11 protein-coding genes and 1 tRNA gene are annotated in these 17,249 nt (G+C 36.6%); 9 read left to right on the forward strand and 3 right to left on the reverse strand.

Going from position 1 to position 17,249, the window contains the following annotated elements; translation table 11 throughout:
• The first annotated feature begins 19 nt into the window (after positions 1–19).
• Complete coding sequence (locus DFQ03_RS04295; RefSeq protein WP_133671763.1) at positions 20–1,249, forward strand: metallophosphoesterase; 1,230 nt, start codon at positions 20–22, stop codon at positions 1,247–1,249.
• Between the two features lie 92 nt (positions 1,250–1,341).
• Positions 1,342–1,638, forward strand: a complete 297-nt coding sequence (locus DFQ03_RS04300) for a thioredoxin family protein (protein WP_058103959.1) — start codon at positions 1,342–1,344, stop codon at positions 1,636–1,638.
• Positions 1,639–1,718: 80 nt separating this feature from the next.
• On the opposite strand, the gene DFQ03_RS04305 is transcribed toward DFQ03_RS04300, so the two are convergent.
• Entirely contained in the window at positions 1,719–5,042 is a 3,324-nt protein-coding gene (locus DFQ03_RS04305; protein ID WP_133671764.1) for a glycosyltransferase family 117 protein, read from the reverse strand.
• A gap of 168 nt (positions 5,043–5,210) precedes the next feature.
• Between DFQ03_RS04305 and DFQ03_RS04310 the strand changes: the two genes are divergently transcribed.
• Together DFQ03_RS04310 and DFQ03_RS04315 are read left to right on the forward strand one after the other, a co-directional pair.
• Positions 5,211–5,281 (forward strand) — tRNA-Gln (locus DFQ03_RS04310).
• 253 nt (positions 5,282–5,534) lie between these two features.
• A complete protein-coding gene (locus tag DFQ03_RS04315; RefSeq protein ID WP_133671765.1) occupies positions 5,535–5,867 on the forward strand; it encodes a hypothetical protein in 333 nt (110 codons plus the stop codon).
• A gap of 45 nt (positions 5,868–5,912) precedes the next feature.
• On the opposite strand, the gene DFQ03_RS04320 is transcribed toward DFQ03_RS04315, so the two are convergent.
• The gene (locus DFQ03_RS04320; RefSeq protein WP_133671766.1) at positions 5,913–7,238 is read right to left on the reverse strand and encodes a cation:proton antiporter domain-containing protein; all 1,326 of its coding nucleotides are present in this window, start codon (positions 7,236–7,238) and stop codon (positions 5,913–5,915) included.
• A gap of 221 nt (positions 7,239–7,459) precedes the next feature.
• Here DFQ03_RS04320 and rimP point away from each other — a divergent pair, with 221 nt between their 5' ends.
• From rimP to infB, 3 genes are read left to right on the forward strand one after another with little or no spacing between them, the layout of a single operon-like run.
• Complete coding sequence (rimP, locus tag DFQ03_RS04325) at positions 7,460–7,921, forward strand: ribosome assembly cofactor RimP (protein ID WP_133671767.1); 462 nt, start codon at positions 7,460–7,462, stop codon at positions 7,919–7,921.
• 12 nt (positions 7,922–7,933) lie between these two features.
• Entirely contained in the window at positions 7,934–9,166 is a 1,233-nt protein-coding gene (gene nusA / locus DFQ03_RS04330) for a transcription termination factor NusA (RefSeq protein WP_133671768.1), read from the forward strand.
• 42 nt (positions 9,167–9,208) lie between these two features.
• Positions 9,209–12,052: a translation initiation factor IF-2 gene (gene infB, locus DFQ03_RS04335; RefSeq protein ID WP_133671769.1), complete on the forward strand. Its 2,844-nt coding sequence runs from the start codon at positions 9,209–9,211 to the stop codon at positions 12,050–12,052.
• 57 nt (positions 12,053–12,109) lie between these two features.
• Here the strand turns inward: infB and DFQ03_RS04340 are convergent, their stop codons facing one another.
• Complete coding sequence (locus DFQ03_RS04340; protein ID WP_133671770.1) at positions 12,110–12,481, reverse strand: SPOR domain-containing protein; 372 nt, start codon at positions 12,479–12,481, stop codon at positions 12,110–12,112.
• A gap of 231 nt (positions 12,482–12,712) precedes the next feature.
• Here DFQ03_RS04340 and DFQ03_RS04345 point away from each other — a divergent pair, with 231 nt between their 5' ends.
• Complete coding sequence (locus DFQ03_RS04345) at positions 12,713–14,083, forward strand: c-type cytochrome (RefSeq protein WP_133671771.1); 1,371 nt, start codon at positions 12,713–12,715, stop codon at positions 14,081–14,083.
• Positions 14,084–14,118: 35 nt separating this feature from the next.
• Positions 14,119–17,241 carry a TAT-variant-translocated molybdopterin oxidoreductase gene (locus tag DFQ03_RS04350; protein WP_133671772.1) on the forward strand — a complete coding sequence of 1,041 codons (3,123 nt, stop codon included), beginning with the start codon at positions 14,119–14,121 and terminating at the stop codon, positions 17,239–17,241.
• The last annotated feature ends 8 nt before the right edge of the window (positions 17,242–17,249 follow it).

Genomic DNA, 17,249 nt, shown 5'->3' on the forward strand with positions numbered 1-17,249 from the left:
TTTGTAAAAATTAATTAGAATGATTCGTTGGTTTATTTTTGTCATAGCTTATGTAGCGTTGAGCTTTTATGTGCTTCAGGCATTGAAAACAATTACGAAACAACCATGGTGGTCGTGGTTATATATTGTCGTTTCATTAGTGGTCATGCTAAATTTTATCTACCAATTTTCTATAGGTGAAGAAACGGGTCGTGTTTTAAGTATATCTAAAAGTTATGCTTTCGGGTTTTTGTTGACCTTGTTAACATTCAATATTATTACAATTTTATTTTTGTTTTCAGAAGATATGTATCGTCTAGTTTCTGGAGTGTATCAAAAATTATATGGCGAAGAAAAGCAATTTGGGTTGCCGGCTCGTAGACGATTTTTAAGTTTATTGGCAATGGGTATCGCTGCTGTACCATTTGGTACTTTATTGTACGGAATGTACAAAGGGAAATACAACTTTAAGGTCTTAAAATATAATTTAGAGTTCGATGATTTACCCGATGGTTTTGATGGGTATCAGATTACCCAAATATCAGATATACATAGTGGTAGTTTTGATGATCGAAAAAAAATCGAGTACGCTGTAGATCTTATCAATAAACAAAAAAGTGATGTGCTTTTGTTTACTGGTGATATGGTAAATAATATGACCTCTGAAATGGAACCTTGGGCTGATCTTTTTAGCACACTTCATGCTAAAGACGGTAAATTCTCTGTGCTTGGAAATCATGATTACGGTGATTACATTCCTTGGGATACCGAAGAGCTGAAACATCAAAATTTAGAAGATCTTAAAAAGCTACAAAAAGATATGGGTTTTGATCTTTTGCTCAATGAACATAGATACCTACAAAACGGAGATGATAAAATTGCTTTGGTAGGAGTAGAGAATTGGGGTAAAGGCGGATTTAAAAAAGCCGGAGACCTTAAAAAAGCTGCCTCACAGATTAATGTCGATGATTTTAAAATATTAATGAGCCATGATCCATCGCATTGGGAGATGGAAGTAATACAAGATGCTTATCACTATCATTTAACCTTAAGCGGACATACCCACGGAATGCAATTTGGTATCGAAATACCAGGATGGATCAAGTGGAGCCCCGTAAAATGGAGGTATCCTTACTGGGCAGGTATTTACAAAGAAATGGGTCAATTCATTAATGTAAATAGAGGATTTGGTTTTTTAGGATACCCTGGTAGAGTAGGAATTTGGCCTGAAATCACAGTAATTACACTTAAGAAAAAGGTGTTAACATGATTTTAACCCTTTTACAGAACTACAAATGGGATGCTAGGAGTAGTATTTTAACAATTTTTATTACATTTGGCTAACATTGAAAAGCATTTTATATGTCCAAATTTGGTGAGCTAATAGATTTAAAAGTACCCGTTCTTCTGGATTTTTATGCAGAGTGGAACGAACAGTCAACTGCTATGCATCCTGTATTAAGAGATGTTGCGGCAGCTTTAGGCGATAGAGGTAAGGTCATAAAGATAGATGTTGACAAGAACAAGGAGCTTTCTCAAGCTTTACGAGTTAAAGGTCTACCTACTCTTATGATTTACAAAAAAGGTGAAATGGTATGGCGCCAAAGTGGCGAGCAAGATGCTAATACACTTATTGGTATTTTAAAAGAATACGTTTAGACTAGTATAATTTTAAAATAAAAAAGCTTTGAGTGTAAACTCAAAGCTTTTTTATTTTGCGATATTTTAAACCGTATCATTTATTCTATGATGTCAATTTTGGTATTGTCTGGTAGAATAGTATCTGAAACCGGCATTGTATCTCTCATATCTGGATCAGACTTTAGCAATTCTTCACGCATGTCCATATCATCTTCATCTTTATAGAAGTGTTGGAACTTGTCAATATACTCATTGAAGATCAATGTTTCTTTCTCGGCAATATCTTCGCTATCATTTGTTATGATGATATCTATATTTCGTCTGTAAGCTTCCATATCTGCGATGATGTCATCAATATTACTGTATTGCTCATCTAAGCTTGTAGAAGCATAATATTCCAATCTTTCTTGATATTTCTTTTTTAGTTTTTCGAATAGCGCACGTGCTTTATCGCCTTCGCCAACTTTATAGTAGCCATCTATAAAAGGTTCCACCAAAGTGTAGTACCCGAATTTATCTACTGGCATATTGGTTAACGATATTTCGATAATATCTTTGGCCCTGTCGATTTTGTTCTCTTTGATTAACGCCTCTGTTAAACGAGCTAAGTTGCCTCTAAAAGATACACTTTGAATACGTGTTTGGGTATCGTGGTAAATATCACCACCTGCATTGCCCCAATCCCATCCGGTAACTATATCATACATTAAATCAGTATCGATACGGCCAAGCTCAAATGCATTAGGTCTTTCTGTACGAATTGGTACCAGTTTATAGGCTAATCCATCTAATTGTAAGTAATCTTTCATCCATAGGTACTCGGCATCGTCAAAACTACCTCCTGAGAAGTATAAAGGACGTTTCCAATCGTTGTTGGCTAAGATGTCAAGCATCATCATGCTCTTCTTCGTTATTGCGCCGGGTAGATCGATATCAATATAGTCTACAATAAGGTCGGCATCTTTTTCTTTTAACAAACCACTGCTCAATACATTTTGTTTGTTAACCGGCACCCTAATTTTATTGGTAGGGTAGTAGACCATGTTTTGAGTATCTTCAGAATATTGACTTAGGTCTGCCCCGTTTTGCTCAAATAAATACTTAAGCTTTGTTCTTGGTTTATCACTATCGATCCAGTTTATGAAATCTTTAATTGGCCATCTGTTTTCTGTAATACCTTGGTGGTATAACACATCTCGTGAGCCCCATCTATATTTCTCATGCGTAATTTGAGAAGGTATTGGTGCACTTTCATATGCCGCGACCTTCATTTGGTCCACATACCAATCTGTTTCAAATAGACTGGTACAGACAATACGTACATCTGTTCTGTAGTTTTCAATTTCTTGAGCATACCAAATAGGGAAGGTGTCGTTGTCGCCAATTGTAAATAATATAGCGCCAACATCTTCTTGACATGAGTCTAAATATGCCTTTGCAGATGAATTTGCAGTATACCTGCCTGATCTATCATGATCATCCCAATTCTGTACAGCCATTACCGTAGGTACTGCAAGTAAGGTAACTACAACTACTACTGGTGCTAAAATTTTAGGCGTTATCCAATCTTTAAAGCTATCATAGAGTCCGTAAACCCCTAAGCCGATCCAAAGCGCAAAAACATAGAATGATCCCACAAGTGAATAATCTCGCTCACGAGGTTGAAAGATTCCCGGATTGGTGTAAAATTGAATTGCCAAACCTGTAAATAGGAAGAATATCAGCAATACCCAAAATTGCTTTTTGTCTTTTGAGACTTGAAAAACGATACCTATAATTCCTAAAATCAAAGGCAAGAAGAAATAGGTATTTCTTCCTGGGTTGTTTTGTATATCGCTTGGTAAGTTATCTTGACTACCTAATCGCCAGCTATCGATGGCATTAATGCCGCTTAACCAATTTCCGTTTTCATTGTAACGACCTTGAACATCATTTTGTTTTCCAACAAAATTCCACATGAAATATCTTAGGTACATATAATTGAACTGAAACTCAACCATGTATTTTACATTGTCCCAAACGGTTGGTGGCTGCACTTCTATATACTCGTCAAACCGTTTTAAGAAACTAATGTATTGGTCGGCACCAATTTCGCCATTTGCAAAACCTATTTTAACTTGTTCTGCAGCTTGTCTTAATTCTTGATTTGGTTGCGTAATTCTAAAATCTAATGCCCCAAAATAGCGCATATAGTTTTCTGCGTTTTGAGAGCTCCACATTCTAGGTAACAAGCCTTGGTGTTTTGGATTAGGACCCTGAACCGCATCGACATATTTGTTAACTACGATATACTTATTTAAGGTGTAATCTTTCTCATATTTAGGTTTGCCGTCTTGGTCTTCACCTGCTGCAGCAAACATGTCAGAGTAATACGTGCCGTAAACGGGACTATCAACACCCGGGTATTGCTCTCTATTGTAATATGCTAAAAGTGCTCGAGCATCTTCAGGATTGTTCTCGTTGATGACAACCTTTGCATTTGCTCTAATAGGTAACATTAACCAAGAAGAAAACCCTAAGAATAAAAACATCATACAAAGAACAATGGTGTTTGCAGTTCTGTAATTGTTTTTTCGAGTATAGTTTAATGAGAAGTAAAAAGCAGCTATGAATAGTAGCCCTATTATAATAGATCCAGAGTTAAATGGTAACCCGATACTGTTTATGAAGAAGACCTCTCCCCAACCAAAAAGTTGAAGAACATAGGTTAGCGAAAATTTATATACCAACATTAAAATAGCAATAACGATAATGTTAGCCAGTAAAAAATTCTTAACGGTAGTTTCCTTGTAGGTTTTAAAATAATAAAGTAAACCAATTGATGGTATAGCCAAAAAGCCCATAAATTGAATACCGAAAGTAAGACCTACGACGAAGGATATTAATACAATCCATTTGTTTCCACGAGGATCATCTAAATTATCTACCCATTTTAATCCCATCCACAGTAATAACGCCATTATAAAACTTGCCATGGCATACACTTCAGTTTCTACTGCATTAAACCAAAAACTATCTGAAAAAGTAAATGCTAATGAGCCTACTAAGGCACTACCAAAGACTGCAATTGCTTTACTGTTGGTGAACGGACCATCTTTATCTATCAATTTTCTGGTGATATTGGTAATCGTCCAGAACATGAATAAAATGGTAAAGGCACTTGATACACCAGATACCAGATTGACCATCATGGCAACTTGACTTGGTTCTAAAGCGAACATAGCAAAGAATGCACCTATCATCTGTAATAATGGTGCTCCTGGTGGGTGACCCACTTGAAGCTTGGCAGCTGTTGCTATATACTCCCCCGCATCCCAAAAACTATTGGTGGGTTCTACGGTAATGTAGTATGTAATAAGGGCTATGAAAAATACGGACCATCCTAATATGGTGTCCCACTTGTGGTAGTTCTTTGAAAACATGAAGCTTGGGTTAAACCTAAGTGGCGAATTTACTAATTAATATAGAAAGGAATGAACTATTTTTATAAACCTTTAACATGGTTAAAGCAGATTTTTTTCATTTTTACTTTAAAAAATGTTTGGTGATACAAAACTTTATTTTAAATTTGCAGCCTCTTAAAAAGGTATTGGCCCATGGTGTAATGGTAACACTTCGGTTTTTGGTACCGTCATTCAAGGTTCGAGTCCTTGTGGGCCAACTAAGAGAACAAAGATAATCCCGATGTCATTCGATATCGGGATTTTTGTTTTTATGATTGATATCATTTTATTTTTATTTGAATCGAAAGATATTAGCAGTTCATATTGTATTTGAATGTGTAATGTGAAGAAATGGTTAATTGTGTGTAAGTATTTTTGTACATTTAAACCGATAACGTTACAAATTCATCGGAAAAGAAACCATTTCGATCATGTTATTATTTACTTTGGTACCCTAAAGAACTTAACCCTATGAAACTCTCTCCAAAAGTTTTAAAGATATTATTGATTGTTGTTTTGCTTGGATTTGGAATCGGATTCTACATGCAAGATGTAAAACATGAAGAAAGTACAGCCCATGCTTGGAAAGCGAATCGCTATAATTTAGATCGCTTTAATAAGATTATGGAGTACAACAAGAAAATGAACTCATCTAACTGGAGGGTTCTAAAAGATAGTATCGATCAACAGCTGGATACACTTATGATACTTCGTTTTCGTAAAGAAGTAGATAGTTTAGAAAATACTGAACCACAGGCGTACAGCGATCAAGTTGAGGTGCATGCTTCTTTTATGCCTCAATAATTATTTCAATTTTATATTCAAATTAAGATGGGTTTATAATCCGTATTAAATAGTATCCTCAGGGCTTGTTTGCTCGGGGGTGTCATTTTTTAGTTCGATAAGTTCTTCACTTTCCGACTGTCTAATGGCATCTTCAGCTAAATTTCTTTCGGTAATCTCTTCGTCAATTTCATCTAGCATAGTGCCCATTTTTCTTTTATCGCGAATCATTGCCCATGTCATTACTAAACTGGTGGCAATTATTACAAACAATAGAATACCCGATTCGAATCCTTCAATTTGGGCTTCCATTGGTATTGCGTAGAAAAGCAAGACAGTAATTAATCCTCTTGGTGCAATAAATAATTGCGGTAGCATATCTTTTCCTACGAAAATCATCAATATCAAAAAACGAATCGCGTAAATAGAGGCTATTATTAATAAGCTGACGATTGCAACATTAATGCTGAGTAGTGATGATAATACAATGGTAATACCGAATATTACAAAGAAGAATGTTCTAACTACAAAGGCAGTTTCTAGAGTGACGATATGTAGCTCATGATAAATTTGCTGCATTCGTTCTTTTTCAAGAAAAATCTTTGCTTTTCCAGGAAAAAATAGGTTGACATTCTTTACAATTAGTCCAAATACAAGTATGATAATTAAGGACGATAGATGCATTTTCTTTCCTATTGCGTATAGAAGAAGTAGAACCGAGATGAGTAAGAATAATTTTGCCTGACTTTTTATGCGTTGAAAGACTAAAATAATTGCGTAGCTGGCAACCAAAGCAATAACTATAGTTACGACTAAGTTGATGCTAAAACCTACTGCGCCCGTATCTTCTGCTGGGTTTAATTTACCGGTCAAGAAATAGAACATCATAATACCCATGATATCAGAAAACGTACTCTCGTAAATATGAAATTCTTTTTTCTCTTCGCTCAGTCCGCCTACGCTAGGTATAATAATTGCACTAGATAATATGGATAATGGTGTGGCGTAAAGCCATGCAGATTGCATGGTCATATTGGGTATGAACTGATAAAGAATTAAAGCGGCGACATAAGCAGAACCTATTAAACCGATTAGCGCGATAGCCATTGATTTTAGAATTGGCCATAATTTTTCTCTCTTTAGCTCTAGTTCTAAAGCGGCTTCTAAAACAATCATGATAAGACCTACTGTACCTAGAATTTCTAGTGACCCTTTAAAATCTGGCATTTCTGGTATAAAAAACTCAAGTCCTATTTTGATAAGAATACCTAAGACAATGAGCATAAGAACTGCCGGAATATTGGTTTTTTTAGAGATACCGTTAAAAAAGAAAGACAATACTACGATTAAGGATGCGCCTATAATTAGGTTGTAAGATGAGAGAATTTCCATTAGTATTAGTTTGGTTGGTGTTTTGCTAAAAATAAGATAATTTCTAAAAGCACATATTCATTGCTCTTTTTATTATTTATTTTGATTGTTTTCATAGTGAATGAATTAGGTGTAAATAGTCTATTGTCGGAAATTAAATTTATTGTATATTTGCAAAGCTGAAAGGATATAAAAGTATTCATGAGGGGACAATTAGTCCCCTCTTTTATTACTTATTATTTATGCTAAAGGAAAAAGTAAAAGAATTATTGGAACAAGGTCTTCAAGAAGATCCCTCCCTATTTTTAATCGATTTCACTATGGGTGCTGATAATAGCATACATGTGGTAATAGACGGTGACCATGGGGTTACGGTTAGTGATTGTATAAAAATAAGTAGGGCTATTGAACATAATTTAGATCGTGATGAACACGATTTTTCCCTTGAAGTTGCCTCTGCTGGTGCAGCTGCTACGTTGGTTATGCCGCGTCAATATGTAAAGAATGTTGGCAGAAAACTTGAAGTTCATACGAGCGATGATAAGTTTGAAGGAAATTTAACCGCTGTAAATGATGATTCTATTGTTTTAGAGTGGAAAGCTAGAGAGCCTAAGCCAATCGGTAAAGGAAAAGTGACCGTTCAGAAAAAAGAAGAAGTAAATTTTTCAGATATTATTAAAGCAAAAGTTGTATTAAAATTTTAATTGTAATTACCAATGGAAAATATTGCGTTAATTGAATCTTTCTCAGAGTTTAAGGACGATAAGTTCATAGACAGGGTAACATTGATGGCCATTTTGGAAGATGTTTTTAGAAATGCGCTTAAAAAGAAGTTTGGTTCAGATGATAACTTTGATATCATTATCAACCCAGATAAAGGTGATTTAGAGATTTGGAGAAACCGTATCGTTGTAAACGATGGTGAGGTTGAAGAACCTAATGAAGAAATTTCATTAACTGCTGCTCGTAAAATTGAGCCAGATTTTGAGGTTGGTGAAGATGTATCTGAAGAGGTGAAGTTAATTGATTTAGGAAGAAGAGCTATTTTGGCATTACGTCAAAATCTTATTTCTAAAATTCATGAGCATGATAATACAACTATCTATAAGCACTTTAAGGATTTAGAGGGTGAAATATATACGGCAGAGGTTCATCACATTCGTCATAAAGCAATTATTTTGTTAGATGATGAAGGTAATGAGATCATCTTGCCAAAAGATAGACAGATACCTTCTGATTTTTTCCGTAAAGGAGATAATGTAAGAGGTATTATCGAAAGTGTAGAATTAAAAGGTGCTAAACCTACTATAATAATGTCTAGAAGTTCACCTAAATTCTTGGAACAATTGTTCTTTCAAGAAATACCTGAGGTGTTCGACGGATTGATTACTGTTAAGAAAGCGGTTAGAATACCAGGAGAAAAGGCGAAGGTTGCTGTAGACTCTTATGATGATCGTATTGATCCTGTTGGTGCCTGTGTAGGTATGAAAGGATCTAGAATTCATGGTATTGTTCGTGAATTAGGTAATGAAAATATCGATGTTATTAATTGGACGGCTAACCCGCAATTGTTAGTTACCAGAGCATTGAGCCCTGCTAGAGTTTCTTCTGTTAAGTTAAACGATGAGAAAATGACAGCGCAAGTTTATTTGAAGCCTGAAGAGGTTTCAAAGGCTATTGGTAGAGGTGGGCATAATATTAGATTAGCCGGTCAATTAACTGGTTATGAGATAGATGTATTCCGTGAAGGAGTAGAGGAGGATGTTGAATTAACAGAGTTCTCTGATGAAATTGATGCTTGGATTATAGAAGAATTCAAGAAGATTGGTTTTGATACAGCACGTAGCGTCTTAGAACAAGATGTTAACGATTTAGTGAAACGTACAGATTTGGAGGAGGAAACTATTTTAGAAGTTGTGCGTATCCTAAAAGAAGAATTAGAAGATTAGCTATATATTAGCACTTAAATAAAAGAACGGGAATCAGTATTTATGGCAGACAATGCAAAAATAAGGCTTAATAAAGTTCTTCGTGAACTTAATATTTCCTTGGATAGGGCAGTGGACTTTCTTAACGGAAAAGGACATGATGTGGAAGCGAGGCCTACCACAAAAATTTCCGATGATGTTTATCAAGTTTTGCTTGACGAGTTCCAGACGGATAAGAGCAAAAAGGTAGCTTCTAAGGAAGTTGGTGAGGAAAAGCGTAAGGAGAAAGAGGCAATTCGAGTTCGATTAGAAAAAGAACAAGAAGATCGTCGCTTGTCCCGTGAGCGAAGAAACGCTGAATCTGAAGAGAAAGCTTTGGTTGGCAAGGTTGAACTTACCGGACCTAAAATGGTCGGGAAAATAGATCTTAATCCTAAGAAAAAAGTTCAGGAAGAACCTGTTAAGGAAACTCCGAAAGCTGAGGAAAAGGTTGCTCCGAAAGTGGAAGAAAAAGCCGCAACTAAGGTAGAAATTAAAGAAACTAGAAAGGTAGTTTTACAAGGTCCTAAAATAGTATCTCAACCTGTACAAAAACCAGAGGTTAAGAAAGAAGAACCTAAAGTTGAAGCTCCAAAAGTAGAGGCAGTTAAAACTGAAGAGACTAAGAAGCCGGAAGTTGAAAAAGAAGCTACGAAGGTAGAGCCCGCAGCTGAAGCTACTCCAGAACCTGAGGCGCCTAAGACTATTGAGACTCAATATCAGAAATTATCAGGACCGAAAATTGCTGGGGAGAAAATCGACCTTAGTAAATTTGAGAAGCCTAAGAAAAAGAAGGAAGATAAAAAACCTGCAACTGGTGGTGTAGACCGTAAAAAGAGGCGTAGAAGAATTGTTACAAAGAATCCTTCTGGTCCAGGTCAAAGTAGAAATACCGGTAATACAGGAGATAGAAATAAAGGTAGAGGAAGATTTGCACCAGTTGCAAAGGTAGAGCCTACTGAAGAAGATGTTCAAAAGCAAGTACGTGAAACCCTAGAGAAACTTCAAGGTAAATCTAAGAAGGGTAAAGGGGCTAAGTATAGAAGAAGTAAAAGAGATCAGCACCGTGAGCAGACGGAGAAGGATTTAGAACAACAAGAATTAGAGAACAAAGTACTTAAGGTTACGGAGTTCGTTACTGCAACTGAGGTTGCAACTATGATGGGTGTTTCTACGACTGAAATTATTTCTGCTTGTATGTCATTAGGTTTAATGGTAACAATGAATCAGCGTTTAGATGCTGAAACATTATCTATTGTAGCTGATGAATTCGGTTATGAGGTTGATTTCGTTACTGCTGATATTGAAGAGAGTATAGTAGAAGAGGTAGATGCTCCCGAAGATTTAAAGTCAAGAGCGCCTATTGTTACAGTAATGGGTCACGTGGATCATGGTAAAACTTCTTTATTGGATTATATCCGTAAGGAAAATGTTATTGCCGGAGAGAGTGGAGGTATTACGCAACATATTGGTGCATATGGGGTGTCTCTTGAGAATGGAGAGCGAATCGCTTTCTTAGATACACCGGGTCACGAAGCGTTTACCGCGATGCGTGCTAGAGGTGCTCAAGTTACCGATATTGCAATTATTGTAGTTGCGGCAGATGATGACATTATGCCACAAACTAAAGAGGCAATTAGCCATGCACAAGCTGCTGGTGTGCCAATAGTTTTTGCAATAAACAAGGTGGATAAATCTACTGCTAACCCAGATAAGATTAAAGAAGGTTTAGCGCAAATGAACTTATTGGTAGAAGATTGGGGTGGTAAAATACAATCTCATGATATTTCTGCTAAGACTGGTTTAGGTGTTAAGGAGTTATTGGAGAAGGTTTTGCTTGAAGCAGAGTTGTTAGAGTTAAAAGCAAATCCAGATAAGCATGCTACCGGTACTGTGGTTGAAGCTTTCTTAGATAAAGGAAAAGGTTATGTATCTACTGTATTAGTACAGTCGGGTACACTTAAAATAGGTGATTATGTGTTGGCCGGTACCACTAGTGGTAAGATAAAGGCGATGCAGGATGAAAGAGGGAATAATGTTAAAGAAGCAGGGCCGTCTACTCCAATATCTATTTTAGGTCTTGATGGCGCTTCGCAAGCTGGTGATAAGTTCTATGTGTTAGAAGATGAACGTGAGGCAAAACAAATTGCATCAAGAAGATCTCAATTACAACGTGAGCAGTCTGTAAGAACGCAACGTCATATTACACTTGATGAAATTGGACGAAGAATTGCATTAGGCGATTTCAAAGAATTGAATATTATCCTTAAAGGTGATGTTGATGGTTCTGTTGAAGCACTTACCGATTCATTCCAGAAATTATCTACTGATGAAATTCAGGTAAATATTATTCACAAAGCAGTTGGTCCTATTACAGAATCAGATGTATTGTTGGCCTCTGCTTCAGATGCTGTTATAATAGGTTTTAATGTAAGACCAATGGGTAATGCTAAAGCAATTGCTGAGAAAGAAGAAATTGATATTCGTATGTATTCTATAATATATGCAGCTATCAATGATCTTAAAGATGCGATGGAGGGTATGTTGTCTCCTGAAATGAAAGAGGAAATTTCTGGTACTGCCGAAATTAGAGAAACATTCAAGATATCTAAAATTGGTACTATTGCAGGTTGTATGGTTACAACCGGTAAAATCTTTAGAAACTCTAATATTCGATTGATACGTGATGGTGTGGTAATATACACCGGTACATTGTCTTCTTTAAAACGATTTAAAGATGATGTTAGAGAAGTAGCAAAAGGCTATGACTGTGGACTTCAAATTAAGAACTATAATGATATCAATGAAGGTGATATCGTTGAAGCATTCCAAGAGGTTGCAGTGAAGAAGAAATTAAAATCTAAATAGAATTTTAATAGAACAGGCTTTTAGAATCTCGTTATAATAAAGCAAAAAAAAATCGACCTATTTGGTCGATTTTTTTGGTTTTAATAACATGGCATCAGGGTATTTTATTCGTACCTCATTGAATTTTCGCTCAGCATCTAATCTTGATGTAAATCTGCCAACTCTTACTCTATAAGTTGGGGAGTCAAAATCTATTTTTGAAGGTAGATCGGGAAAATCCTCTTCTACATTTGCTTTAATAGCTTGTGCCTTGGCGTAGTTTCCAAAACCTACCTGTATTCTGTAATATTCATTATTGCTTAGAGAAGATTTATAGATTTCTAACAACTGGTCAATCTTTGGGTTTTGTTCAATGTTTACAATTGCATCTTGCGAATAGCTAAAGTGAGCAAAACAAGCAAAAACTACTATGGTACTTAGAATTTTCATAACCTATTTTTAATTTTATTTTCGTTACACGCAAAAGTAATTTATTAAGGATCAAACAAATAAATCGAGATCTATTTAGAATATTTCTAAATTGTAAATTATAGATACATTAACATTTTCCAAATAAAGTCTATGTCGTATTTTTGTCTTCGATTTAGGCATTTGGTGGATTATAATTGGTTTCATCTATGACCAAAATCATGCCAAGATTCCGATAGAAATATTCGATATATGAAAAAGGTTCCAAACCGAAATCAGTTTTCTAAAATTTTAGGTTTATCCCTAATTGCATTTTTGCTTTTTGTAAGTCCGTTAACAGCGCAGGATGAACCTGCTGCCGAAGCTGCAACTACCGAGGTAGCGGCCGGTGCGGGAGACGCTAAAAATGGTAAGGCGCTATTCAATCAGAATTGTGCTGCTTGTCATGCGTTGAATCGTAAGATGACCGGACCTGCATTAGAAAATGTAGAAAGTAGATTAAGTGAAGATGAAGGCTTAGGTAAAGAATGGTTGTACGCTTGGATTAAGAATAGTCCTGGTGTTATTAAATCAGGAGATGCTTATGCTAACAAAATTTATGCGGAGTACAATCAAGCTGCAATGACTGCTTTCCCAACGTTGTCAGATAGTGATATCGACGATATTTTAGCGTATACTGCTGCTGCTCCAGCCGCCGCTCCAGCCCCTGTTGCAGGTGCTGCTCAAGCTAACGCTACAACTACTGGGTCTGCCGGTGTTTCTAATGAAATCATATTAGGTGCTTTAGTGCTTGTGTTTGGTTTGTTGGTAGTTATGTTGTTGTTGGTCAATAAAACATTGCAACGTATAGCTCAGGCAAACGGAATTGTAATTGAAAAAGATAGTGCATCAAAAAGAACTCCAATTTGGAAAGCATTTGCTCAAAATCAATTTTTGGTTTTGGTTACTGCAATTGTCCTATTGTTAGGTAGTGCTTATTTTGCATATGGTTGGATGATGCAAGTAGGTGTAGATCAAGGTTATGCTCCTATTCAGCCAATTCATTATTCGCATAAAATTCATGCTGGTGATAATAAGATAGAGTGTAAGTATTGTCATTCTTCAGCTAGGGTTTCTAAGCATTCTGGTATTCCTTCATTGAATGTGTGCATGAACTGTCATAAATCAGTTTATGAGTACACGGGTAATCCAGAAGGTCCGTCTCAGGAAGATTTGGCAAATGGTTACACAAACGAATTCTACACTGGTGAAATCAAAAAGTTGTATAAAGCTGTTGGTTGGGATGAGGAAACTCAGAATTACACTGGCGATAGTCAGCCTGTAGAATGGGTTAGAATACATAACCTTCCTGATTTTGCTTATTTCAATCATTCTCAGCACGTTTCTGTTGCTGGTGTGGAATGCCAAACTTGCCACGGTCCTGTAGAGGAAATGGAAATTATGTATCAGTATTCTCCATTAACAATGGGGTGGTGTATTGATTGTCATAGAGAAACAAACGTGAAGGTTGAGGGCAATGAGTACTACGAGAAAATTCATGCTGAACTTTCTAAGAAGTACGGTGTAGAGAATTTAACAGCTGCTCAATTGGGTGGACTGGAATGTGGTAAATGTCACTATTAATAATAATTTAAAGAAGCTAATTACAGATAATACGTATGGCATCAAACAAAAAATATTGGAAGAACGAGGCGGAGTTAAATCCTAACGATTCCATTGTTGAGGCGCTAAAGCAGAACGAATTTGTAGAGCAGATTCCTGTGGATGATTTCTTGGGTGACAAGGAAACTTTGTCTTCTACAAATACAAATCGTAGAGATTTCTTGAAGTATGTTGGGTTTAGTACCGCAGCTGCTTCTTTGGCTGCATGTGAAGGTCCGGTTGTAAAATCGATTCCTTATGTGGTATTGCCAGAAAATATAGTTCCAGGGGTTGCAAATTACTATGCAACAACTATTGCTAACGGATTTGATTTTGCAAGCATTTTAATCAAGACGCGTGAAGGTCGTCCTATTAAAGTTGAGAATAATACCTTGGCTAAAATTGGCGGTTCTGCTAATGCAAGAGTTCAGGGTTCAGTTCTTTCTTTGTACGATAGTACTAGATTGCAAGGACCATTGGCTAATGGCGAACCAGTTGAATGGGATGTATTGAATGCGGCGGTAAAGGCTAAAATGGGCGGACTTAAAGGTTCTGCTAAAAAAATAGCTGTGCTTACACAAACATACGCTAGTCCGTCAACGAATCGTTTAATGTCAGATTTAGTTGCAGCTAACGAAAATGTTGTTCATGTAACTTATGATGCAATTTCAGAAGATGCTGCTTTAACTGCCTTTGAAAATAAATATGGTGAGCGTGCTTTAGCAGATTACGATTTCGAAAAAGCTGGTCTTATTGTTTCTTTCGGAGCAGATTTCATTGCTGATTGGCAAGGTGGAGGATATGATGCCGGATATTCTAGAGGTCGTGTACCTAAGAATGGTAAAATGTCAAGACACGTACAGTTAGAGGCAAACATGTCATTAACTGGTGCAAATGCTGATAAGCGTGTGGCAATGAAGCCAAGTGCACAGAAAGTTGTTTTAGCAAAGTTGTATGGAAAACTAAACGGTACATCAGTAGGTGGTAACACTTCTGAGTATGATGTGTTGGTTGGTTCTATAGCTACAGAAATAAAGAAAGCGGGTTCAAGTGCAGTTGTTGTAACTGGTTTAGATGATGTTAATGCTCAAGCTGTTGTTTTAGCAATTAACGAAATGTTAGCTAGTAAGGCATTCGATGTTGCTGCGCCTAAATACGTTAGAAAAGGTAGTGTTAAAGCTGTAAATGCTTTAATTGCCGATATGAAAGCTGGTAGAGTTGGTGCTTTATTAATGGATGGAGTTAATCCTGTGTACACTTTGCCAAATGCTGCCGATTTCAAAGAAGGTTTGTCTAAGGTGGACCTTACGGTTGCTTTTTCAACAAATTGGAACGAAACTACAGAAGCTGTTCAGTATGTAGGGTCTACAAATCACTACTTGGAATCTTGGGGTGATATTGAAATTAAAAAGGGGCATTATAGTTTAATGCAGCCTACGATTAAAGAATTATTTGATACAAAGCAGTTTCAAACTGTAGTTTTAGAATTACTTGGAAGCGAGCAGACGTATTATGATTATATAAAAGAAACTTGGTCTTCTTCTGTTCTTAACGGAGCTAGTTGGAACCAAGCGTTGCAAGATGGTGTTTTTAGTTCGGACACTATGGTGGTTGATTCTGAAGGCGCTACACAAAATGTAGCGGCTATAGCTGAAGATGCTGCCGAAGTTGTAACTAATACTTCTATGGCTTCGGCTATACGTAGTTTAGCAAATACGACTAGTGACGGTATGGAGCTTACTTTGTATTCTAAGGTAGGTATGGGTGATGGTCAGCAAGCAAGTAACCCTTGGTTGCAAGAATTCCCTGATCCAATTACAAGAGTATCTTGGGATAACTATGTTACTATTTCTAAGGCCGATGCTGTTGAGCTAGGTGTAGAAAACGTAAATGTCGCAAATGGCGGTATGGACGGTAACTATGTGAAGCTTACGGTAAATGGAGTAAGTATCGAGCAAGTTCCGGTTGTTGTTCAGCCAGGTCAGGCAAAAGGTACTGTAGGTCTTTCTTTTGGTTATGGTAAGAAAGTAGGATTGAAAGAAGATATGCAAACTGGGGTTAACGCCTTTACTTTGTATGATGGTTTCAATGCCAATCAATCTGTAAGTTTAGAGAAAGTAGCAGGTAACCATGAGTTTGCTTGTATTCAATTACATAAAACCCTTATGGGTAGAGGAGATATCATAAAGGAAACAACTTTAGAGATATTCAATACAAAAAATCATTCTGAGTGGAATGAGGTTCCTGTGGTTTCCTTAGATCACCAAGAGGTTCCTGCAACGTCTGTTGATTTGTGGGACAGTTTTGATCGTACTATAGGGCATCATTTTAATATGTCGATTGATTTAAATGCTTGTACCGGTTGTGGTTCATGTGTTATCGCTTGTCATGCTGAGAATAATGTACCTGTCGTTGGTAAGGCGGAGGTAAGAAAATCAAGAGATATGCACTGGTTGCGTATCGATAGATACTATTCTTCAGAAGAAACTTTTGAAGGTGATAACGCCAAGAAAGATGGTTTTGATGGTTTGTTTGGTGATGCTGGATCATTAGGAGGTTTTGGTGAGTTAGAAGATCCTTCTGCTAATCCTCAAGTTGCTTTTCAGCCTGTAATGTGTCAGCACTGTAATCATGCGCCATGTGAAACTGTTTGCCCTGTTGCGGCAACTTCGCACGGTAGGCAAGGTCAAAATCAAATGGCTTATAACAGATGTGTAGGTACAAGATATTGTGCAAACAACTGTCCTTATAAAGTACGTAGATTTAACTGGTTCTTGTATAACAACAATGACGAGTTCGATTTCCATATGAATAACGATTTGGGTAAAATGGTATTGAATCCAGATGTTAATGTTCGTTCTAGAGGTGTTATTGAAAAATGTTCTATGTGTATTCAAAAAACACAAAAGACTATTTTAGATGCCAAGAGAGATGGACGTGTTATTGAGGATGGAGAATTCCAAACCGCTTGTTCTTCTGCATGTAGTAATGGAGCCATTGTCTTTGGTGATATTAATGATGAAAAGAGTAAAGTGTCAGAATTAAAAGCGAGTGACCGTATGTACCACTTATTGGAGCATGTAGGTACTCAGCCAAATGTTTTCTATCACGTTAAGGTTAGAAACACCAACGAAGCATAATCAATAGT

The sequence above is a fragment of the Maribacter caenipelagi genome, from assembly GCF_004364175.1.
In the GTDB taxonomy this organism is placed as follows: domain Bacteria; phylum Bacteroidota; class Bacteroidia; order Flavobacteriales; family Flavobacteriaceae; genus Maribacter; species Maribacter caenipelagi.

Bases quoted from the DNA above. Each gene is read 5' to 3' on its own strand.
- DFQ03_RS04300 (WP_058103959.1), top strand. From the start codon at position 1,342: ATGTCCAAATTTGGTGAGCTAATAGATTTAAAAGTACCCGTTCTTCTG.
- rimP (WP_133671767.1), top strand. From the start codon at position 7,460: ATGCTAAAGGAAAAAGTAAAAGAATTATTGGAACAAGGTCTTCAAGAA.
- nusA (WP_133671768.1), top strand. From the start codon at position 7,934: ATGGAAAATATTGCGTTAATTGAATCTTTCTCAGAGTTTAAGGACGAT.
- DFQ03_RS04340 (WP_133671770.1), bottom strand. From the start codon at position 12,481: ATGAAAATTCTAAGTACCATAGTAGTTTTTGCTTGTTTTGCTCACTTT.
- DFQ03_RS04320 (WP_133671766.1), bottom strand. From the start codon at position 7,238: ATGGAAATTCTCTCATCTTACAACCTAATTATAGGCGCATCCTTAATC.
- DFQ03_RS04295 (WP_133671763.1), top strand. From the start codon at position 20: ATGATTCGTTGGTTTATTTTTGTCATAGCTTATGTAGCGTTGAGCTTT.
- DFQ03_RS04315 (WP_133671765.1), top strand. From the start codon at position 5,535: ATGAAACTCTCTCCAAAAGTTTTAAAGATATTATTGATTGTTGTTTTG.
- DFQ03_RS04305 (WP_133671764.1), bottom strand. From the start codon at position 5,042: ATGTTTTCAAAGAACTACCACAAGTGGGACACCATATTAGGATGGTCC.
- infB (WP_133671769.1), top strand. From the start codon at position 9,209: ATGGCAGACAATGCAAAAATAAGGCTTAATAAAGTTCTTCGTGAACTT.
- DFQ03_RS04350 (WP_133671772.1), top strand. From the start codon at position 14,119: ATGGCATCAAACAAAAAATATTGGAAGAACGAGGCGGAGTTAAATCCT.
- DFQ03_RS04345 (WP_133671771.1), top strand. From the start codon at position 12,713: ATGAAAAAGGTTCCAAACCGAAATCAGTTTTCTAAAATTTTAGGTTTA.